The organism is Rhodococcus tukisamuensis NBRC 100609, assembly GCF_001894985.1.
In the GTDB taxonomy this organism is placed as follows: Bacteria; Actinomycetota; Actinomycetes; order Mycobacteriales; family Mycobacteriaceae; genus Rhodococcus_G; species Rhodococcus_G tukisamuensis.
In genome coordinates this window covers 363,048-382,597 of the sequence record NZ_BCXG01000002.1, presented here as the reverse complement: position 1 = coordinate 382,597, position 19,550 = coordinate 363,048, and the positions used below count along the sequence as shown (strand labels likewise).

Below are 19,550 nucleotides of genomic sequence, written 5' to 3'. Positions count from 1 at the left end.
AAGAAGGCCGGCCCGGAGTGTCCGGGCCGGCCTTCTGTGTTCAGCGGAACGGGATCAGGCGGGCAGGCCTGCGGCCGACTGCATCTGCTTCAGGTAGGTGCGCGGCTGCCCGAAGAGCTGGGCGCTGCCGTGCGCGCGCTTGAAGTACATCTGTGCGTCGTGCTCCCAGGTGATCGCGATGCCGCCGTGCAACTGGATGCTGTCCGCGGCCACCGCCTGCAGGGCCTCCGAGCAGTACACCTTGGCGACGGCCGCGTCGGCGCCGGTGCTCGGCGCCCCGTCGGCCAGCGAGCGCACCGCGCCGTAGGACGCGGACCGGGCCGTCTCGACCTGGAAGTACAGGTCGGCCATGCGGTGCTTGAGGGCCTGGAAGCTGCCGATCGGCCGGCCGAACTGCACCCGTGACTTGGTGTACTCGACGGTGAGCTCGAGCGACTGTGCGGCGGCGCCCACCTGCTCGGCGGACAGTGCGACGCAGGCGATCTCACGGACCCGCTCGAGGGCGTTCGCGCCGTCGGCGGTGAGCAGGCGCGCGGTGGCCCCGGCGAACTCGACCACGGCGAGGGTGCGGGTGGTGTCCATCGTCGGTACTCGGCGGCGGCTCACCGCGTCCTGCGCCGGGTCCACCTCGAAGAGCGCGACCGCGCCGTCGACGGTGGCCGCGACGACGAGCACGTCCGCGTAGGAGCCGTCGAGCACGAAGTGGCTGCTGCCGGTGAGCTCGAAACCCGCACCGGACGCCGCCGCGGTGACGCCGGCACCGGTGGTGTCCCAGGAGCCCGACTCGTCGGTCCAGCACAACGCCGCGACGGAGGTTCCCTCGGCGATGCCAGGCAGCAGCCGCTCGCAGGCATCGGTGTCACCGCTGGCCAGGATCGACTGTGCGGCAAGGACAACCGAGCCGAGCATCGGCGTCGGGGCCAGGGTGCGGCCGAGCTCCTCGAGCACCAGGTGGGACTCGACCGCGCTCGCACCGATGCCGCCGAACTCCTCGGGGATCGCCAGCGCGGCGACCCCGACCTGCTGGCACAGCAGGTCCCAGAGCGCGGCGTCGTAGCCGTTCTCGGACTCCGTCGCCCGGCGCACCGCGCCGGGGTCGGCGTGCTTGGCCAGCAGTGCCTTGACCGTCTTTCGCAGCTCGAGCTGCTCGTCGGTGAACGCACCGACGGCTGCGACGGCGCTCACAGCGCGTCCATCACACGAGCGCGGTGCAGAGACGGGGTGCCCCAGGTGGTGAGCAGGGCCCGGGTCTTGGTCAGCCACAACGACAGATCGTGTTCCTGGGTGTAGCCGATCGCGCCGTGCACCTGCAGGGCGATCCGGGAGGCGTGGTACGCCGCGTCACCGCACGCGACCTTCGCGGCGGCGACGTCCCGACGGGCGTCGGCGGAGCCGTCGCGTACCGCCATTGCGGCGCCGAGCAGCAGCGGCCGGGCCATCTCCAGCTTCACCGCGACACCGGCGAGGTGGTGCTTGATGGACTGCTGGCTGCCGATCGCCTTGCCGAACTGCTTGCGGGCCTTGGCGTACTCGGTGGTGGTCTCGAGCATGGTCGAGCCGAGGCCGAGCAGCTGCGCGGCGGTCGCCAGCGCGCCCAGGTCGAAGGCGTGCTCGGTGTCTGTGGTGCCCAGCGACTCGGTGGCCGTGACGGTGTACAGCTTGCGGGCCTGGTCGACGGACACCTTCGACTCGCCGGCGGCGGCGAGGGAGACGGTCTCGCCCTCGACCAGCAGCACGAGGTCGGCGACGTTCGCGTCCACTGCGAACGGCACCCGGGGCGGGGCGGCGACGGTGGCCAGCGCACCCTCGGCGAGGGCCGAGAGCCGCTCGGGCGCAACGCCGGCCAGCAGTGCCGGGGCGACTGCCAGCGTCTCGGCGACCGGGCCGGGCACCGCGTGCCTGCCCAGCTGCTCGACGGCGACCACCAGGTCGATGGCGTCGGCGCCGATGCCGTCGTGCTCCTCCGGGATGGTCAGCGCATTGAGGCCGGTCTCGGCGAGCCGCTGCCAGACCTTCAGGCCGGGCGCGGTGTCACCGGCGTTCCAGGACCGGATGACGGCCGGCAGGTCGGACTTGGTCAGCAGCGAGTCGATGCTCGCCGCGAAATCGGTGTGCGAGGAATCGAGTGCGAATCTCAACGGTCTGCCTTCGGTAGGCCGAGCAGGCGCTCAGCGATGACGTTCTTCTGGATCTCGTTGGTGCCGGCGTAGATCGGTCCGGAAAGGGAGAACAGGTAGCCGTCCATCCACGAGTCGAGCAGCTCCGACTCCGGGCCCAGCAGGTCCAGCGCGGTCTCGTGGGTCGCAACGTCCCACTCGGACCAGAACACCTTGTTGATCGAGGACTCCGCGCCGAGCTGGCCGCCGTCGGCGAGCCGGGTCACGGTGCCCCAGGTGCTCAGTTCGTATGCGCGGGCACCGATCCAGGCATCTGCCACGCGGTTGCGCAGCGCGGTGTCCGTGGGGTCGCCGTTGCGCTTCCACAGCGCGAGGAGACGGTCGGTGGCGGCGAGGAAGCGGCCCGGGCTGCGCAGGGAGAGGCCCCGCTCGTTGCTGGCCGTGCTCATCGCGACGCGCCAGCCCTCGTTGACGGCGCCGATCACGCCGGACTCGGCGGGGTTGGCCGGGTCGTCGGGCACGAAGACGTCCTCGAGGAACACCTCGGCGAAGCCGGGCAGGCCGTCCAGCTGGTCGATCGGACGCACGGTGACGCCCTTCGACCGCAGGTCGAACATGTAGTACGTGATGCCCTTGTGCCGCTGGGCCTCCGGATCGGAGCGGAACAGACCGAATCCCCAGTCCGCGAAGGCGGCGCGCGAGCTCCAGGTCTTCTGGCCGTTGAGCAGCCAGCCGCCGTCGACCTTGGTGGCGGTGGCACGCAGGCTGGCGAGGTCGGAGCCGGACTCGGGCTCGGACCAGGCCTGCGCCCAGATGTCGTCGGCACGGGCCATCCGCGGCATGATCCGCGCCAGCTGCTCGGGCTTGGCATGCTCGAAGAGCGTGGGGGCCAACAGGAAGATGCCGTTCTGGCTCACCCGTCCGGGTGCACCGGAGCGGTAGTACTCCTCCTCGAAGATGACCCACTGCTCGAGTGTGGCGTCGCGGCCGCCGTACTCGGCCGGCCAGGACACCACCGACAGGCGGGCGTCGGCGAGGGTGGCTTCCCACTGCCGGTGCGCCTCGAAGCCCTCGGCCGTGTCCATGTGCGGCAGCGGCGTCGCGGGGACGTTCTCCTTGAGGAACGTGCGCACCTCGTCGCGGAATGCGACTGTGGCGTCGTCGAAGTCGAGATCCACTAGTTTTCTCCAGCCTTCTTCATCGATTTGGCGTCCAGACCGCCCAGAGGGCCGGAGCCGATTTCGGCGTTGTGTGCGTGCGCGAAGTGGTGCAGACCGAACACCGAGTCCATGCCGGCCCGCACGCCCATCAGGTCCTCGCACTGGTTGACGGCCTTCTTGGTCAGTGCGAGTCCGAACTGCGGCATGGTCGCGATCCGGTCGGCCAGGTCCATCGCGGTCGACTCGAGGTCCTCCCGCGGCACCACCCGGCTGACCATGCCCCACTCGTAGGCGCGCTGCGCGGTGAAGCGGTCGCCGGTGAACAGGATCTCCTTGGCCCCGCGCACCCCGAGCACCCACGGGTGCGCGAAGTACTCGACGCCCGGAATGCCCATCCGGACAACGGGGTCCGCGAAGAATGCGTCGTCGGAGGCGACGATGAGGTCGCACACCCAGGACAGCATCAGCCCGCCCGCGATGCAGGCGCCCTGCACCATGGCGATGGTCGGCTTCGGCAGCTCGCGCCACCGCCGGCACATCCCGAGGTAGACCTCCATCTCGCGGGCGAACCGCTGGTCGCCGCCCTCGCGGTCGACGTGGTCCCACCACATGACGGCCTTGTTGTCGTAGGACACGTGGTGGTCGCGACCGACGGTGCCGATGTCGTGCCCGGCGCTGAAGTGCTCGCCGTTGCCGGCCAACACGATCGCGCTCACCTCGGGGTCCTCGACGGCGCGCTGGAAGGCGGCGTCGAGGGCATAGGTCATCACGGAGTTCTGCGCGTTGCGGAACTTCGGCCGGTTCATGGTGACAACCGCGACCTTGCCGCGGACCTCGTAGGTGACGACCTCGCCCTCGTCGGGGACCGGGGTGCCCGCGTCGGGCGTGGTCATGCCTTGCCCTCGCGCAGGTCGTTCTTGAGTACCTTGCCGGAGGGGTTGCGCGGCAACGAGTTCACGATCTCGACGCTGCGCGGGACCTTGAAGTTCGCGAGGTGCTCCTTGCAGAAGGCCAGCACCTCCGCCTCGTCGAGGGTGTGTCCGGGCTTGGCCACGACGTATGCGCGCCCGACCTCGCCCATCCGCTCGTCGGGGATGCCGATCACGGCGGACTCCGCGAGGGCGTCGATCCGGGCCAGCGTGTTCTCGACCTCGGCGGGATAGACGTTGAACCCGCCCGAGATGTACATGTCCTTGAGCCGGTCGGTGATGTCGAGGTACCCGCGGTCGTCGAGGGTGCCGACGTCGCCGGTGTGCAGCCAGCCGTCGGCATCGATGGTCTTCGCGGTGGCCTCGGGGTCGTCGAGGTAACCGAGCATCACGTTCTCGCCGCGGACCAGGATCTCGCCCTGCTCGCCGATCCGGACCTCCATCCCGGGTACCGCGCGGCCGGAGCTGGTCGAGACGGTGACCGGGTCGTCGTCGGTGCGGCACATGGTGGCCACGACGGCCTCGGTCTGCCCGTACGCGGTGAGCACAGCCTTGTAGCTGAGTTCGGACTGCAGGCGCTCGACGAGGGTGACCGGGACGGCGGCGGCGCCGGTGATGGCGATCCGCAGGCTCGACAGGTCGTAGTCGTCGCGGGTCGGCAGGTCGAGGATCGACTGGTGGATGGTCGGCGCGCCGGGCACGATCGAAATCCGCTCGGCCGCGATGGTCGCCATCACGGTGGGCACGTCGAACAGGGCCATCGGCACGATGGTGGCACCGTGCAGCAGGCACACCAGGAACCCGGCCTTGTAGCCGAAGGTGTGGAAGAACGGGTTGATGATCAGGTAGCGGTCGGCGGAGGTGACCTCCGCGCAGGCGGCCCAGTCCCGCGCCACGCCGATCGTCTGCCGGTGCGCGGTCATCACGCCCTTGCTCTTGCCGGTGGTGCCGGACGTGAACAGGATGTCCGCGAGGTCGTCCGGGCCCACCGCCTGCGCGCGGGCGTCGGCCTGCTCGGGGGCGACCGACTCGGCCAGCCTGTCGAGGGCGGTCCACTCGATCACCCCGTCGGCGGACGGCGCGTCGTCGAACGGGATCCGGACCACCGTGTGCAGGTGGTCGAGGTCGCCCGGCGCGGCCGCCCGGACCAGGTCGGCGTAGCGGTCGGCCTTGAGGAACGGCCCGACCACGAACAGGGCCTTGGCCTGGGTGCGGATCACCAGGTCGAGCGCCTCGCTGCCGGTGTACCGGGTGTTGATCGGGACGATCACCGCGCCGGCGTACTGGGCGCCGAGCGCCGCGACCACCCAGTGATAGGTGTTCGGGGCCCACACCGCGATGCGGTCGCCGGGCTCGATGCCACGGGCAATCAGCGCACGGGCGGTGGTGCGGACGCGGTCGAGGAGGTCCGCATAGCTGATCCGGACCTCGCCGTCGGCAATGGCCTCGGCGTCACCGAACTCGCGTGCGGCCCGCGCGAGCGCCGCGGGGGTCGTATTCACTTCACTGGTCACTGGACTCCTCGGACTCCTCTACAAAGCAAGTGCTTGGTAGGTTACTCTACCGGTGTGGATGTAAGCCAGGGGCTGGACACAGCCAAAGACGACGACCAGTTCGCCGCCACCGTTCGCGAGTGGCTGGCCGACAACCTCACCGGCGAGTTTGCCGCGCTGCGCGGCAAGGGTGGACCCGGCCGTGAGCACGAGGCCTTCGAGGAGAGACTTGCCTGGGACCGCCATCTCGCGGCCGCCGGGTGGACCTGCCTCGGCTGGCCCAAGGAGTACGGCGGCAAAGAGGCCACGCTGAGCCAGCAGGTCATCTTCCACGAGGAGTACGCCCGGTCCGGGGCGCCCGCGCGGGTGAGCCACCTGGGCGAGGAGCTGCTCGGCCCGACGCTGATCGCGTTCGGCACGGAGGAGCAGAAGCGCCGCTTCCTGCCCGGCATCAACAACGTCAGCGAGCTGTGGTGCCAGGGCTACTCGGAGCCCGGCGCCGGCTCCGACCTCGCCGCCGTCACCACCTCGGCGCGCCTGGACGGCGACCAGTGGCGGATCAACGGCCAGAAGGTGTGGACGTCGCTGGCGCACCTGTCGCAGTGGTGCTTCGTCGTCGCGCGCACCGAGCCGGGCTCGCAGCGCCACAAGGGCCTGTCCTACCTGCTGGTGCCGATGGACCAGCCGGGCATCGAGGTCCGCCCGATCGTCCAGCTCACCGGCACCTCCGAGTTCAACGAGGTGTTCTTCGACGACGCCCGCACCGACGCCGACCTGGTGGTCGGCGAGGTCGGCCAGGGCTGGTCGGTCGCGATGGGCACGCTCACCTTCGAGCGTGGCATCTCCACCCTCGGCCAGCAGGTGGGCTTCGCCCGCGAACTGTCCGAGATCGTCGAGCTCGCCGAGCGCAACGGCGCCGCGTCCGACCCCGTCATCAAGGACAAGCTCACCCGCGCCTGGGTGGGCCTGCAGGTGATGCGGGCGCACGCCATGCGCACGCTGTCCTCGGTCGACGCCACCGGCAACGGCGGCGAGGCCTCCGTGGCGAAGCTGCTGTGGGCCAACTGGCATCGCGGACTCGGCGAACTGGCGATGGAGGTCGCGGGGGCGTCGTCACTGCTCGCGGGCGATGGCGCGTTCGGCGAGGACGCCGACCTCAGTGACCAGCAGCGTCTGTTCCTGTTCAGCCGCGCCGACACCATCTACGGCGGCTCCAACGAAATCCAGCGAAACATCATTGCCGAGCGCGTGCTCGGACTTCCCCGAGAGGCTCGCCCGTGACCGCGTCGTTCAAGTCCCCCCTGGCCACCGCACCCGTCGAGATCGAGGGCCACAACCTGCTCAAGGGCAAGAAGGTCGTCGTGACGGCGGCCGCGGGCACCGGCATCGGCTTCGCCACCGCCCGCCGCGCACTGCTCGAGGGCGCCGACGTCCTGGTCTCGGACTTCCACGAGCGTCGCCTCGGCGAGACCGTCGACAAGCTCGCCGCCGAGTTCCCGGGCCAGCAGGTCACCCCGTTCGTCTGCGACGTCTCGAGCACCGAGCAGGTCGACGCGCTGATCGCCTCCGCCGCCGCGCAGCTGGGCCGGATCGACGTCCTGGTCAACAACGCCGGGCTCGGCGGCGAGACCCCGGTCGTCGACATGACCGACGAGCAGTGGGACCGCGTCCTCGACATCACCCTCACCAGCACCTTCCGCGCCACCCGCGCGGCGCTGCGCTACTTCAAGAGCGTCGAGCACAACGGCGTCCTGGTGAACAACGCGTCGGTGCTCGGCTGGCGCGCGCAGCACTCGCAGGCGCACTACGCCGCGGCCAAGGCCGGCGTCATGGCGCTGACCCGCTGCAGCGCGATCGAGGCCGCCGAGTACGGCGTCCGCATCAACGCCGTCGCGCCGTCCATCGCCCGGCACGCCTTCCTGGCGAAGGTCACCAGCGAGGAGCTGCTCGACAAGTTGGCCGAGGGCGAGGCCTTCGGCCGCGCCGCAGAGGTGTGGGAGATCGCCGCGACCATCGCGATGCTGGCCAGTGACTACACCACCTACCTCACCGGCGAGATCGTTTCCATCTCCAGCCAGCGCGCCTAGGCGTCAGGCGGGCGTCCTCGGCGCCCCGACATCGACCGAATGCGACATTCGTTCAGTTCAACTGAACGAATGTCGCATTCGGTCGTTCGGGGGGTGGGGTGGCGAGGGCGTCTAGACCGTGTAGCCGCCGTCGACGTTCAGCTTCTGGCCGGTGACGAAACCGGCCTTGTCGCTCGCCAGGAAGCAGACGGCCTCGGCGATGTCGGCGGCGGAACCGAAGCGGCCCAACGGGATGCGGCTCATTGCGGCGGCCTGCGCGCGCTCGTCGAGGTCGCCGCCGCCCATCAGTCGCTCGGCCATCCCGTCGGTGAGCATGCCGGGGCCGACGGCGTTGAAGCGCACGCCGAACCGGCCCTCCTCGGCGGCGAAGCCGCGCACCAGCGCCTCGACCGCGCCCTTGGTGCCCGCCGACAGGCCGTCGCGGACCGGGTACCGGTCGGTGGCCGCCGTCGTCACCGCGACCACCGAGCCCGCGGTGCGGCGCAGGGCCGGCAGGAACGCGTGCACCAGCGCGAAGAAGGCGGTTGCCTCGGCGCCCAGGTGTTCGGAGTAGGTGGCGGGGGAGACCTTCGACAGGTGCACCATCGGGATGTGTGGCCCGGCTGCATGCACCAGCACCGACGGCTCGCCGAACTCGGTGCAGAGTTGCTGCGCCCAGGTTGCGACCCGGTCGGTGTCGGTCAGGTCGACGCGGGCGGCGTGGGCTCGCCCGCCCGCCGCGGTGATCTCCTCGACCAGGGCGGCGGCGCGGTCGGCGTTGGAGTGGTAGGTCACGGCAACCGGCAGCCCGCGCGCGGCCAGGAGCCTGCTGATCTCGACCCCGATCCCGCCCGAGCCGCCGGTCACGACGGCACATGTGGAGTTTTCAGACATGCCGGTACCCTAACAAGCGCTTGGTTGCTACGATGTAGTGGTGACCCCTCCGCCCCGTGCCGCCGAAGAGCCTGCCAGCAAGTCCGGCCGTAGAGCCGAGCTGCTCGAGCTGGCGGCCTCGCTGTTCGCCGAACGTGGGATGCGCGCGACGACCGTCCGCGACATCGCCGATGCCGCCGGAATCCTCTCCGGCAGTCTCTACCACCACTTCGACTCGAAGGAGTCGATGGTCGACGAGATCCTCAAGCACTTCCTCGACGACCTGTTCGGCCGATACCGCGCGATCGTGGACGCGGGACTCGGCGCCCGGGCCACCCTCGAGGCGCTGGTGGTCGCGTCGTTCGACTCCATCGACCAGTCGCACGCCGCGGTGGCGATCTACCAGGACGAGGCCAAGCACCTCCTCGGCAGCGAGCGGTTCGACTACATCACCGAGCGCAACCGGGAGTTCCGCGGCCTGTGGGTCTCGGTGCTCGAGTCCGGCATCGAGGACGGCAGCTTCCGTCCCGACATCGACGTCGAACTGGTCTACCGCTTCATGCGCGACACCGTGTGGGTGGCGGTCCGCTGGTATCGGCCGGGCGGCCCGATGACCGCCGAAACCGTGGCCAAGCAGTACCTGGCGATCGTGCTCGACGGGCTCGCCAGCCCCCAGTCACGACCGGCTTCTTAACTCTCGACCCGAACCGTAGGAGTTTCCCATGCCCGAGGCATACATCGTCGACGCCATCCGTACCCCGATCGGCAAGAAGAACGGCAGCCTGGCTCCCGTTCACCCGATCGACCTGGGCGCGCACGTCATCAAGGCCGTCGTCGAGCGCACCGGCATCGACCCGTCGGACGTCGACGACGTCATCTTCGGCTGCGTCGACGCGATCGGTGGCCAGGCCGGCAACATCGCGCGCATGTCGTGGCTGGCCGCGGGCCTGCCGCAGCACGTGCCCGGTGTCACCGTCGACCGCCAGTGCGGCTCGAGCCAGCAGGCCATCCAGTTCGGTGCGCAGGCGATCCTGGCCGGCAGCGCCGACCTCATCATCGCCGGCGGCGTGCAGAACATGAGCCAGATCCCGATCTCCGCCGCGATGATCGTCGGCCAGCAGTACGGCTTCACCACTCCCACGGCCGAGTCGAAGGGCTGGACCGAGCGCTACGGCAACGAGGAGGTGTCGCAGTTCCGCGGCGCCGAGATGATTGCCGACAAGTGGGACGTCAGCCGCGAGGAGCTCGAGAAGTGGGCTCTGCAGAGCCACGAGCGCGCCAAGGCGGCCATCGCCGAGGGCCGCTTCGAGAACGAGATCGTCCCGGTCGGTGAGTTCACCACCGACGAGGGCCCGCGTGAGACCAGCCTCGAGAAGATGGCCGGCCTGAACGTGCTGGTCGAGGGCGGACGCCTCACCGCGGCCGTCGCCAGCCAGATCTCCGACGGCGCCAGCGCGCTGCTGCTCGCCTCCGAGGAGGCCGTCGCCAAGCACAACCTCAAGCCCCGCGCGCGGATCCACCACATGAGCGCCCGCGGCGACGACCCGATCTTCATGCTCAGTGCGCCGATCCCGGCCACCCAGCACGCGCTGGCCAAGACCGGCCTCACCATCGACGACATCGACCTGATCGAGATCAACGAGGCCTTCGCGCCCGTCGTGCTCGCCTGGATCAAGGAGATCGGCGCAGACCCGGCCAAGGTCAACGTCAACGGCGGCGCGATCGCGCTCGGCCACCCGCTCGGCGCCACCGGCACCAAGCTGATGGCCACCCTGCTCAACGAGCTCGAGCGCACCGGCGGCCGCTACGGCCTGCTGACCATCTGCGAGGGTGGCGGCACGGCCAACGTCACCATCATCGAGCGCCTGGGCTGACCCACCCGCCGCTGCACCGCAGGGCATCCGCGTTCGGCTCAGGCCGAAGCGGGTGCCCTGCAGTCGTATGCGGGTGGGTCAGGACAGCGTGCGGATGAGCGCGTACAGCGCGTCCGCGATCCGCCGGCACCACTCGTCGGCGTCCTCGTAGCCGCGGGAGACGCCGCGGATCATGGTGGCGGAGACCAGCAGGTCGAAGACGGTCTCGGCGGTGGCGGCGGCCTCGGGGCCCGGGTTCGGCACTTCCTTGAGCACCCGCGCGACGAGAGCGGTGCGGATGGGCAGTTCGGCGCGCTGCACCAGACGCTCGTGGACGCCGTCGTGGTGGTGGTAGGCCGAGAGCAGTCCGGGGATGGCCGACCGGGCGGCCGGATCGGCGGTGCGGTCCAGGAACTGCCGGGTCCAGGCGAGCAGGTCGGCGTGCAGATCCTCGGTGGCAGGCGGCACGTCGCCGGTCTGCAGCTGGAAGATGGCGTCCTCGATGATCATCTCGCGCGTCGCCCAGCGGCGGTAGATCGCGGGCGCGCTCACCTGCGCGCGCCGTGCAATGGCCTGGATCGTGGTCTTCTGGTAGCCGGACTCGACCAACAGATCGACGGTTGCCTGCAGAACCGCGAGGTCCACCTGCGGGTCGCGTGGCCGGCCCGGGCCGCTCGATTCAGCGGGACGATCTGACGAAAGCTTCACAAGGGCGGAGACTACCGGAGTCGTTGCGCCCCATTGGACAACGCGTGCGGGTACCCGGCGAGGGACCGACGAATCGGCTCCGTGGGGACCGGTACGGAGGCCGAGCCCGGGACTATCGTCGGGGCATGTGCCGAAACATCACCGAACTCCGCGGGCTCGAACCGGCCGCCACCGCGGAGGAGATCGAGGCGGCAGCACGGCAGTACGTCCGGAAGGTGAGCGGGATCCAGAAGCTCACCGACACCACCCGGGACCCGTTCGAGCGGGCCGTCGCGGAGGTCACCGCGACCACCACGCGACTGCTCGGGGTCCTGCCGGCCCGTAGGCAGCCGCCGGCGACGGTCCCGCCGCTGCGGCGCCCCGAGGTCCGGGCCCGGATCGAGGCCCGGCAGGGCTGACGCCCCGCGGTTGCGCCCCGACGACGAAAGGGCGCCGGCACCCGCGTGAACGGGTGACGGCGCCCTTCGGCGAGGGGACCGGCGGCGCGTCAGACGCGCAGGGCGCCGATCGCGTCGATCCGTGCCACGGCATCGGTCACGATCCGGTCGATCAGTTCCTGGCAGCTGGGCAGGTCGTCGATCATGCCGACCACCTGGCCGGACGCCAGCACGCCCGCAGCGGTGTCGCCCTCGACCAGACCGGCCTTGAGCAGCATCGGGGTGTTGGCGTTCATGACGATCTGCAGCCACGTCTTGTCTGTGGTCTTGCGCATCGCCAGTCCCTCCTTGAGGAGGGTCGGCCAGGAGTTGCCGGTCATCTTCCGGACCTTCGGTGCGTTCTTGGCCGCGGCGACGAGCCCCCGGACGTAGCTGGACTTCTCCAGGCTGTTCACCAGGTCGGTGTTGAGCACCCGGTGCGGCATGCCGTCGACCTTCACGGACACGGTGGTGCCCTGCAGGTCGCGCTTGAGGTACTCCTGCTTGACCGAGTCCGGCACCGCGGAGTCGCTGGTGAGCAGGAAGCGGGTGCCCATCGCGATGCCGGCCGCGCCGTAGGACAGCGCCGCGGCCAGGCCGCGGCCGTCGAAGAAGCCGCCACCGGCGATCACCGGAATGTCGACCGCGTCGAGCACGGACGGCAGCAGCAGCGTCGTGGCGACGCCGCCGGTGTGGCCACCGCCCTCGCCGCCCTGCACGACTACCGCGTCGGCGCCCCAGGAGGCGACCTTGACGGCGTGCTTGGCGGCGCCGATCGACGGGACGACGATGACGCCGTTGTCCTTGAGCTTGGCGATCAGGTCCTTCTTCGGCGCCAGCGCGAACGAGGCAACCTTGACGCCCTCGCGGATCAGCAGGTCGCACCGCTGGCCGGCATCCGACGCGTCGGCGCGCATGTTGACGCCGAACGGCTTGGTCGTGAGCTGCTTGGTCTTCTTGACCGCAACCTCGAGCTCCTCGTACGTCATCGTCGCCGAGGCGAGGATGCCGAGACCGCCGGCGTTGCAGGTGGCCGCGGTCAGGCGCGGGCCGGAGACCCAGCCCATGCCCGTCTGCACGATCGGGTGCTCGATGCCGACCAGTTCGGTCAGCGGCGTCTTCAGCACGCCGGTCACAGCGAGACCTCGCGGTCACGCAGGCTGCGCGGGTCGAGGACCTCGCGGATCAGGCGCAGCTCCTCCTCGGTGGGTTCCCGGGTGACGCCGGCCTCGGCCAGGCCCGCGACCTCGAACGAGGTGTTGGCCTTGACGTCCTCGGCGGTGACGCCGGGGTGCAGGCTCACGGCGCGCATCGTCTGGCCGGGACCCGCGTAGTCGAACACGCCCAGGTTCGTGACCACCTGGTAGTTCTTCAGGAAGCGGAACGCCGGGTTCTCCGGGTCCGCCTTGTCGTAGCCGACGCCGCACACTACGTCGACCTTCTCGGTGAACACGCGGGTGGAGTGTTTGCCCACCCAGTAGCTGGTGGCGTGGTTGATGGAGTTGCCGGGCGCGCCGCGCAGGCCGAACATCTGGCGGGTCGGCTTGTCCAGCGGGCCGAACGCGGAGAGGTTCTGGTTGCCGTGCTTGTCGAGCTGGTTGGCACCCATCACCACGTGACGTCGGCCGGACGCGACCACGTCGAACACCTTCGAGAACGGGATGTAGCCCTCGACGGGCGCGGTGGCGCCGATCGCCGGGGCATCGGCCAGGATCAGGGCCTCGCCGTCGGTGATGAGCAGGTCCGGCTCGGTGGTGAGCTTCGCCAGGCGGGCGCCGATCAGCGGCAGCGTCGCCATCGGGGAGGCGAAGATCTCGCCGGAATCGGCGAACATGTCGGCGCAGGCGATGGCGCAGTACTCCGCGCGGGTTACCTCGGTCATGACTTCTGCTCCTCTGCGAACTTGCGCACGGCGGCCTGGTAGTCGGCTTCGCTGCCGGAAAGGTAGGTCTCGGCGAAGGCCTGCCACGACTCGGGGGTCTTGGCGGACTCGGCGTAGTGGCGCTGGAACTTCTCGTCGCGCTTGTACCCGCCCGCGAAGGTGAAGTGCGCGCCGTTCGGGGCCTCGCTCACGCTGTCGACCATGGCGCGGTTCAGGAGCAGCGCCTGCTGCGGGACCGACTTGACGAGCTCCTCGGTGGAGACGATCTTCTCCGCGCTGAGGATGCGCTGCTCGGCCGCGAGGCAGAACAGGTCGTCGAAGTACGGGTCCACGCCGGTGTAGGCGGCGTTGCCGCGGTCGTCGGCCAGGTCCAGGTGCACCAGGGCGGCGTCGAGGTTCAGTGCGGGCATCGCCAGCAGGGTCTCGACGCGGCCGTCGGCGTACGGGTACGGGGAGTCGACGGTCTTGAGCTCGTCGCCCCAGACGGTCTGGACGTCCGAGCCGAGGCCGGCGCGAATCGGCTGGAACGGCAGGCGCGCGGCGGCGGCCTGCAGGCCGGCCTTGACCATGCCCTCGTCCATCTCGCGGGACTCGATGGTCCCGGCGACGCGGGCCTGGGCGAACCAGGGGTCGTAGAACGGCGCGGAGTCCAGGGACACGAAGCCGTAGTAGGCGCGCTTGACCTTGCCGGCGGAGATCAGCAGGCCGAGGTCCGGGCCGAGGTACCCGACGACGGTCAGGTCCTTCACGTCGGTGCGCAGGAGCGCGCGGACCAGCGCCATCGGCTTGCGCCGTGAGCCCCAGCCGCCGATACCGATGGTCATTCCGCTCTGGATGCCGGCGACGGCCTCGTCCAGTGAGCGGCGCTTGTCGCGCTTCTCAGCCATTACTTGCCCTCTTCCTTGGGTGCGGGGGTGTTCGACTTCGGCTTGCCGGTGGCCACGAACTCGTCGCGGTGCTCGTCGGCCACGCCCGCGAGGTTCAGCTCGAACGTGAAGCCCTGCTCGATCCGGTAGCTGGTGTGCACGTCCATCACGTCGATGCGGTTGATGGCTTCCTTGGCACGCCGGATCACCCGGGTGTCCTTGGCGGCGATCTCGCCGGCGATCTTCAGTGCACAGGCGTCGAGCTCTTCGCGCGGGACGACGTCGTAGACGGACCCGAAGTGCTTGAGGGTCTGGGCGTCGACGTTCTTGGCCGTGTAGTACAGCGTGCGCATCATGTGCTGGGGGACCAGGCGGGCGAGGTGCGTGGCCGCACCGAGTGCGCCGCGGTCGACCTCGGGCAGGCCGAAGATCGCATCGTCGGACGCGACGATGACGTCCGCGTTGCCGACCAGGCCGACGCCGCCGCCGACGCAGAAACCGTTGACCGCCACCACGACGGGAACCTCGCAGTCGTAGACCGCGGAGAAGGCGGCCGCGCAGCCGCGGTTGGCGTCGATCAGGGCGCCGTGGCCCTCGGTGGCCTGCATCTCCTTGATGTCGACGCCGGCGTTGAAGCCGCGGCCCTCGGCTCGAAGGATCACCACGTGGGTGTCCATGTCCTGGCCGGCTTCGCGGATTGCGTCGGCCAGCTCGAACCATCCCTTCGAGGGGATTGCGTTCACAGGCGGGTAGTCGACGGTGACCGTGGTGATGCCGGACCCGTCGGATTTGGAAGTGATTCCCATCGTGATTCCTTAGGTAGGTCGCCAAACCAAGCGATTGCTTGGTAAGTTAGCACACCTGCGGGTCGGGCCGGAGTTCGTCCCGAGGGGACGGATGCACCCCCGGCCCGCAGGAAATCCCTGACAGCGGAGGTACAGGTGGATCTAGGTCTGGACGGCAACGTGGTGCTGGTCACCGGCGGTGTGCGAGGGGTCGGTGCCGGCATCAGCCGCGCCTTCCTCGGGGCGGGCGCGACCGTGGTGACCTGCGCGCGACGGCCCGGCGACGAGCCGGTCGAGGTGGACGGACGGGCGGCGGAGTTCATCGCCTGCGACGTCCGAGACCCCGAACAGGTGCAGGCGATGATCGACTCGATCGTCGCCACCCACGGGCGCCTGGACACCGTCGTCAACAACGCGGGCGGTGCGCCCTTCGCGCTGGCAGCCGATGCCAGCCCGCGCTTCCACTCGAAGATCGTGGAGCTGAACCTGCTCTCGCCGTTGCTCGTCGCACAGACTGCGAACGCCGTCATGCAGCGACAGGAGACGGGCGGGTCGATCGTCAACATCTCCAGCGTCAGCGGCGCCCGGCCCTCGCCCGGCACCGCGGCCTACGGCGCCGCGAAGGCCGGGATCGACAGCCTGTCCACGAGCCTGGCGGTGGAGTGGGCGCCGCGGGTGCGGGTCAACTCGGTGGTCGTCGGACTGGTCGAGACCGAGCAGTCTCACCTGCACTACGGCGGGCCCGACGGCCTCGCCGCGGTCGGTGCGACAGTCCCGCTGGGTCGGATGGCGCGACCCGAGGACATCGGAAACTGTGCGACATTCCTGGCATCACCGTTGGCGTCCTACGTCAGCGGTTCGACACTGACCGTCCACGGCGGCGGCGAGCGCCCCGCCTTCCTGGCGGCGGCAGACACAGAGGAGAACAAGTGAGTGGATTGGTGGACGGTCGCGTCGTCATCGTGACGGGTGCGGGCCGGGGCATCGGCCGGGCGCACGCGCTGGCCTTCGCGGCCGAGGGCGCGAAGGTCGTCGTCAACGACATCGGCGCGGGCGCGGACGGCTCGGCGACGGGCGAGAGCCCGGCGGAGCAGGTCGTCGCGGAGATCATCGCGGCCGGCGGCCAGGCCGTCGTCAACGGTGACGACGTCGCGGACTGGGCGGGCGCGGAGAACCTCGTCAGGACGGCCATCGACACCTTCGGTGGGCTCGACGTGCTGGTCAACAACGCCGGCTTCCTGCGCGACCGCATGCTGGTCGGGATGAGCGAGCAGGAGTGGGACTCGGTGACCCGGGTGCACCTCAAGGGCCACTTCGCCCCGCTGCGCCACGCCGCCGCCTACTGGCGTGCGGAGTCCAAGGCCGGCCGTCCGGTGGACGCCCGGATCATCAACACCAGTTCGGGTGCGGGCCTGCAGGGCTCCATCGGCCAGGGCAACTACGCGGCGGCCAAGGCCGGCATCGCGGAGATGACCATCCAGGCCGCGGCCGAGCTGAAGAACTACGGCGTCTCGGTCAACGCGATCGCTCCCGCCGCCCGCACCCGGATGACCGTCGGCGCCGGCGGCGCGATGGCCGAGGCGATGGCGGCACCGGAGGAGGGCTTCGACGCGATGGCGCCGGAGAACATCTCCCCGCTGGTGGTCTGGCTCGCGAGCGCCGAGTCGAAGGACGTCACCGGCCGGGTGTTCGAGGTCGAGGGCGGCAAGATCACCGTCGCCGAGGGCTGGCGGCACGGCCCGAGCCAGGACAAGGGCGACCGCTGGGACCCCAAGGAGATCGGTCCCGTCGTCGCGGACCTGCTGGCCAAGGCCGAGGTGCCGACGCCGGTCTACGGCGCGTAGGCAGCACAACGACGCTGGGCGCGTCCGGATCCCGATGGGATACCGGACGCGCCCAGCGGCGTCTGTCGGGGTGGCGGCGCCTACGCGGGGGTGCGGACGACGACGATGCTGCCCGGGAAGAAGGCGGCCAGTTCGGAGCGGGACTGCTTGATCGCCGCGGTGCCGACGCCCTGCTTGCGCGCGTCGGGGGCGACCCACACCGCGAGTTCGACCTCGCTGCCGGTGAGTTCGCCGAAGACCAGGCCGACGCACTCGGCGTGGTCGCCCGCCTTTCGCTCGGCGACGAACCAGGCGGCCGACTCGTCGTCGACTCGGCGCAGGCCCGCGCGCCGCTCGGCTTCCACCCGGTCGGCGGGCCACGGCTGGCCGTCGTCGCCGAGCTGCTCGGCGGAGCGACGGCGGAACAGTTCGGCGTCCGAGTCGCTCTGGCTGAACGGCCGCAGGGACACGCCCTCGCCGGTGCTGAACGGCCGCTGCTCGGGCAGCCATTTGAGGGTCGCGTCGAGGTTCGAGAGTTCGTCCCGGATCTTGTCTCGCTCGAGCTTGGTCAGGCGCCCGAGCTGAAGGCCCAGCACCACATTCGCGTTCGTTTCGGTGGTGCCGAGCAGCTGGGCCACAGTGCTGACCGCCGCCGCGTGGTCGTCGCTGTCGACGATCGCGTCGAGGATCTCGTGGCGAAGGTCGAGTGCGCGCAGCAGCGCCGAGGCAATCTCCCGGCGGTCGATGATCTGGTCCTGGGGCCCTGCCGTCATGACAAATCTCCCTATCCGTCGAGTGTGCAACGTCCGGAGCGGGCGCGACGCGGTGTGTGCGCCGGCGCGGGCTCTCTCACGCATTCTCTGTCAGATGGGGCGTGATTGCTACGCACACACGACGACGGGAATCTTCCGCTCGACCCAGGACTGGTAGTCGTCGAACTCGGGGTACATCGCCACCAGCTTGGGCCACAGCTCCGCATGCTCGGCATCGTCCGCAACCTTCGCGACCAGATGGCGTACGTCGGAGCGGATCTGGACCTTCACGTTGGGGTCGGCCTTCAGGTTCAGGTACCAGAGCGGATTCTTGGGCTGGCCGCCCTGCGAGGCGACCAGCACGACCCGGTCGCCGTCTTCCAGGAACAGCAGCGGGCTCACCCGCGGCTCGCCGGACTTGCGGCCGGTGGTGGTGAGCAGGCAGATCGGCAGACCGCTCTTCGCGGCGCTGCCGACCCGCCACTTGCCTCCGATGCGCCCACCGGTGGCCCGGTACGCGATCACGTTCGACTTCGCCATCCACTTGATGATGGAGCGGGTGAAATTCGTATCGAGCAACGGTGGGCGCTTCATCGTCGGATCAGATCCGCTCGATGATGGTGCCGGTGGCCAGCGCGCCGCCGGCGCACATGGTGATCAGCGCGGTGGACTTGTCCGTCCGCTCGAGCTCGTGCAGCGCGGTGGTGATCAGCCGGGATCCGGTGCTGCCCACGGGGTGTCCGAGGGCCAGGGCGCCGCCGTTGACGTTGACCTTGTCCATGTCCGGGCCGTGCACCCGAGCCCAGGACAGCGCGACGGACGCGAAGGCCTCGTTGACCTCGAACAGGTCGAGGTCGCCGATCTTCATGCCGGCCTTCTCGAGCACCTTGGCGGTCGCCTGGACCGGGCCGTCGAGGTGGAACTCGGGCTCGGCGCCGACCAGAACCTGCGAGACGATCCGGGCGCGCGGCTTGAGGCCGAGGGCGAGGGCGCGGTCGGAGTCCATCAGCAGCACCGCGGCGGCGCCGTCGGAGATCTGCGAGGCGGTGCCGGCGGTGTGGATGCCGCCCTCGATGACCGGCTTGAGCTTGGCCAGCGACTCGAGCGTGGTGTCGCGCATGCCCTGGTCCCGGGAGACCAGCGTGGTCTCCGAGGTCGGCAGCTTGTCCTCGCCGATGACGGGGGCGGTCACGGGCAGCACCTCGCGGTCGAAGCGGCCCTCGGCCCAGGCCTGCTTGGCCAGCGCCTGCGAGCGGACGCCGAGTGCCTCGATGTCCGCACGGGTGATGCCGCGACGCTTCGCGATCCGCTCGGCGGCCTCGAACTGGTTGGGCATGTCGATGTCCCACGACGCGGGCCGACGCGGGCCGGCCTCGGTGCCGACATTGGCGCCGAGCGGGACCTGGCTCATCTGCTCGACGCCGCAGGCGACGCCGATGTCGATCGCGCCGGTGGCGATCAGCCCGGCGATCAGATGGTTGGCCTGCTGCGCGGAACCGCACTGGCAGTCGACGGTGGTGGCGCCCGTCTGCCACGGGAGGCCCGCAGCCAGCCAGGCCACCCGAGTGACGTTGTTGGACTGTGCACCCGCCTGGGTGACGCAGCCGCCGATGACCTGCTCGACGAGGGCGGGGTCGATGCCCGCGCGCTCGAGCAGTCCCACCTGCGCCGCGCCCAGGGTCTCCGCCGCGTGCAGGCCGGACAGCCAGCCGCCTCGCTTGCCGATCGGCGTCCGGACAGCCTCGACGATTACTGGTGTGCCCACAGCGGGCTCCTTTCCCTCAGTACACTGAAAGTAGAACAGGTTCTCCCCGAAGGGCAAGGGTA

At 70.1% G+C, this 19,550-nt stretch carries 21 protein-coding genes; 7 read left to right on the top strand and 14 right to left on the bottom strand.

Going from position 1 to position 19,550, the window contains the following annotated elements; all coding sequences use genetic code 11:
• Window positions 1-54: 54 nt before the first annotated feature.
• Genes RT2_RS03780 through RT2_RS03760 form a run of 5 tightly spaced genes read right to left on the bottom strand, consistent with a single transcriptional unit; the run spans window position 55 to window position 5,720 of the window.
• Window positions 55-1,185, bottom strand: coding sequence for an acyl-CoA dehydrogenase family protein (locus tag RT2_RS03780; RefSeq protein WP_072843170.1), 1,131 nt, complete (start codon window positions 1,183-1,185; stop codon window positions 55-57).
• Window positions 1,182-2,138 carry an acyl-CoA dehydrogenase family protein gene (locus tag RT2_RS03775; protein WP_072843169.1) on the bottom strand — a complete coding sequence of 319 codons (957 nt, stop codon included), beginning with the start codon at window positions 2,136-2,138 and terminating at the stop codon, window positions 1,182-1,184. Before RT2_RS03775 ends, RT2_RS03780 begins: the two co-directional genes overlap by 4 nt.
• On the bottom strand, window positions 2,135-3,295 hold the full coding sequence (locus tag RT2_RS03770) for an acyl-CoA dehydrogenase family protein (RefSeq protein ID WP_072843168.1): 1,161 nt from the start codon (window positions 3,293-3,295) through the stop codon (window positions 2,135-2,137). The genes RT2_RS03775 and RT2_RS03770 overlap by 4 nt, the downstream gene beginning before the upstream one ends.
• A complete protein-coding gene (locus RT2_RS03765) occupies window positions 3,295-4,170 on the bottom strand; it encodes an enoyl-CoA hydratase (protein WP_072843167.1) in 876 nt (291 codons plus the stop codon). Before RT2_RS03765 ends, RT2_RS03770 begins: the two co-directional genes overlap by 1 nt.
• Window positions 4,167-5,720 carry a FadD3 family acyl-CoA ligase gene (locus RT2_RS03760; protein WP_072843166.1) on the bottom strand — a complete coding sequence of 518 codons (1,554 nt, stop codon included), beginning with the start codon at window positions 5,718-5,720 and terminating at the stop codon, window positions 4,167-4,169. Before RT2_RS03760 ends, RT2_RS03765 begins: the two co-directional genes overlap by 4 nt.
• Before the next feature lie 54 nt (window positions 5,721-5,774).
• On the opposite strand from RT2_RS03760, the gene RT2_RS03755 reads away from it, so the two are divergent.
• Together RT2_RS03755 and RT2_RS03750 are read left to right on the top strand one after the other, a co-directional pair.
• The gene (locus tag RT2_RS03755; protein ID WP_072843165.1) at window positions 5,775-6,980 is read left to right on the top strand and encodes an acyl-CoA dehydrogenase family protein; all 1,206 of its coding nucleotides are present in this window, start codon (window positions 5,775-5,777) and stop codon (window positions 6,978-6,980) included.
• Window positions 6,977-7,786: an SDR family oxidoreductase gene (locus RT2_RS03750; RefSeq protein ID WP_072843164.1), complete on the top strand. Its 810-nt coding sequence runs from the start codon at window positions 6,977-6,979 to the stop codon at window positions 7,784-7,786. Before RT2_RS03755 ends, RT2_RS03750 begins: the two co-directional genes overlap by 4 nt.
• Window positions 7,787-7,897: 111 nt before the next feature.
• Here the strand turns inward: RT2_RS03750 and RT2_RS03745 are convergent, their stop codons facing one another.
• On the bottom strand, window positions 7,898-8,659 hold the full coding sequence (locus RT2_RS03745; protein WP_072843163.1) for an SDR family NAD(P)-dependent oxidoreductase: 762 nt from the start codon (window positions 8,657-8,659) through the stop codon (window positions 7,898-7,900).
• 40 nt (window positions 8,660-8,699) lie between these two features.
• Here RT2_RS03745 and RT2_RS03740 point away from each other — a divergent pair, with 40 nt between their 5' ends.
• A complete protein-coding gene (locus RT2_RS03740) occupies window positions 8,700-9,332 on the top strand; it encodes a TetR/AcrR family transcriptional regulator (protein ID WP_072843246.1) in 633 nt (210 codons plus the stop codon).
• A 28-nt stretch (window positions 9,333-9,360) separates the two neighbouring features.
• Entirely contained in the window at window positions 9,361-10,512 is a 1,152-nt protein-coding gene (locus tag RT2_RS03735) for an acetyl-CoA C-acetyltransferase (RefSeq protein WP_072843162.1), read from the top strand.
• Window positions 10,513-10,590: 78 nt separating this feature from the next.
• Here RT2_RS03735 and RT2_RS03730 read toward each other — a convergent pair whose 3' ends face one another.
• Window positions 10,591-11,199 carry a TetR/AcrR family transcriptional regulator gene (locus RT2_RS03730; RefSeq protein WP_072843161.1) on the bottom strand — a complete coding sequence of 203 codons (609 nt, stop codon included), beginning with the start codon at window positions 11,197-11,199 and terminating at the stop codon, window positions 10,591-10,593.
• 125 nt (window positions 11,200-11,324) lie between these two features.
• Between RT2_RS03730 and RT2_RS03725 the strand changes: the two genes are divergently transcribed.
• On the top strand, window positions 11,325-11,597 hold the full coding sequence (locus RT2_RS03725) for a DUF2277 domain-containing protein (protein WP_072843160.1): 273 nt from the start codon (window positions 11,325-11,327) through the stop codon (window positions 11,595-11,597).
• Between the two features lie 89 nt (window positions 11,598-11,686).
• Here RT2_RS03725 and RT2_RS03720 read toward each other — a convergent pair whose 3' ends face one another.
• The 4 genes from RT2_RS03720 to echA20 are packed head-to-tail and all read right to left on the bottom strand — an operon-like array spanning window position 11,687 to window position 15,169.
• Window positions 11,687-12,751, bottom strand: coding sequence for an NAD(P)H-dependent flavin oxidoreductase (locus RT2_RS03720; RefSeq protein WP_072843159.1), 1,065 nt, complete (start codon window positions 12,749-12,751; stop codon window positions 11,687-11,689).
• Entirely contained in the window at window positions 12,748-13,497 is a 750-nt protein-coding gene (locus tag RT2_RS03715) for a CoA-transferase subunit beta (RefSeq protein WP_072843158.1), read from the bottom strand. The genes RT2_RS03720 and RT2_RS03715 overlap by 4 nt, the downstream gene beginning before the upstream one ends.
• Entirely contained in the window at window positions 13,494-14,384 is an 891-nt protein-coding gene (locus tag RT2_RS03710; RefSeq protein WP_072843157.1) for a CoA transferase subunit A, read from the bottom strand. Before RT2_RS03710 ends, RT2_RS03715 begins: the two co-directional genes overlap by 4 nt.
• Window positions 14,384-15,169: a (7aS)-7a-methyl-1,5-dioxo-2,3,5,6,7,7a-hexahydro-1H-indene-carboxyl-CoA hydrolase gene (gene echA20, locus RT2_RS03705; protein ID WP_072843156.1), complete on the bottom strand. Its 786-nt coding sequence runs from the start codon at window positions 15,167-15,169 to the stop codon at window positions 14,384-14,386. Before echA20 ends, RT2_RS03710 begins: the two co-directional genes overlap by 1 nt.
• Window positions 15,170-15,304: 135 nt before the next feature.
• Between echA20 and RT2_RS03700 the strand changes: the two genes are divergently transcribed.
• Window positions 15,305-16,081, top strand: coding sequence for an SDR family oxidoreductase (locus RT2_RS03700; RefSeq protein ID WP_072843155.1), 777 nt, complete (start codon window positions 15,305-15,307; stop codon window positions 16,079-16,081).
• Complete coding sequence (locus tag RT2_RS03695) at window positions 16,078-16,992, top strand: SDR family oxidoreductase (protein ID WP_072843154.1); 915 nt, start codon at window positions 16,078-16,080, stop codon at window positions 16,990-16,992. Before RT2_RS03700 ends, RT2_RS03695 begins: the two co-directional genes overlap by 4 nt.
• 80 nt (window positions 16,993-17,072) lie before the next feature.
• On the opposite strand, the gene RT2_RS03690 is transcribed toward RT2_RS03695, so the two are convergent.
• The 3 genes from RT2_RS03690 to RT2_RS03680 form a co-directional block, all read right to left on the bottom strand.
• A complete protein-coding gene (locus RT2_RS03690; protein ID WP_072843153.1) occupies window positions 17,073-17,744 on the bottom strand; it encodes a GNAT family N-acetyltransferase in 672 nt (223 codons plus the stop codon).
• A gap of 108 nt (window positions 17,745-17,852) precedes the next feature.
• Window positions 17,853-18,317 carry a nitroreductase family deazaflavin-dependent oxidoreductase gene (locus RT2_RS03685; protein ID WP_072843152.1) on the bottom strand — a complete coding sequence of 155 codons (465 nt, stop codon included), beginning with the start codon at window positions 18,315-18,317 and terminating at the stop codon, window positions 17,853-17,855.
• Window positions 18,318-18,324: 7 nt separating this feature from the next.
• Window positions 18,325-19,488 (bottom strand): steroid 3-ketoacyl-CoA thiolase, encoded by a 1,164-nt coding sequence (locus RT2_RS03680; RefSeq protein WP_072843151.1) that lies wholly within the window; start codon window positions 19,486-19,488, stop codon window positions 18,325-18,327.
• Between the last annotated feature and the right edge of the window lie 62 nt (window positions 19,489-19,550).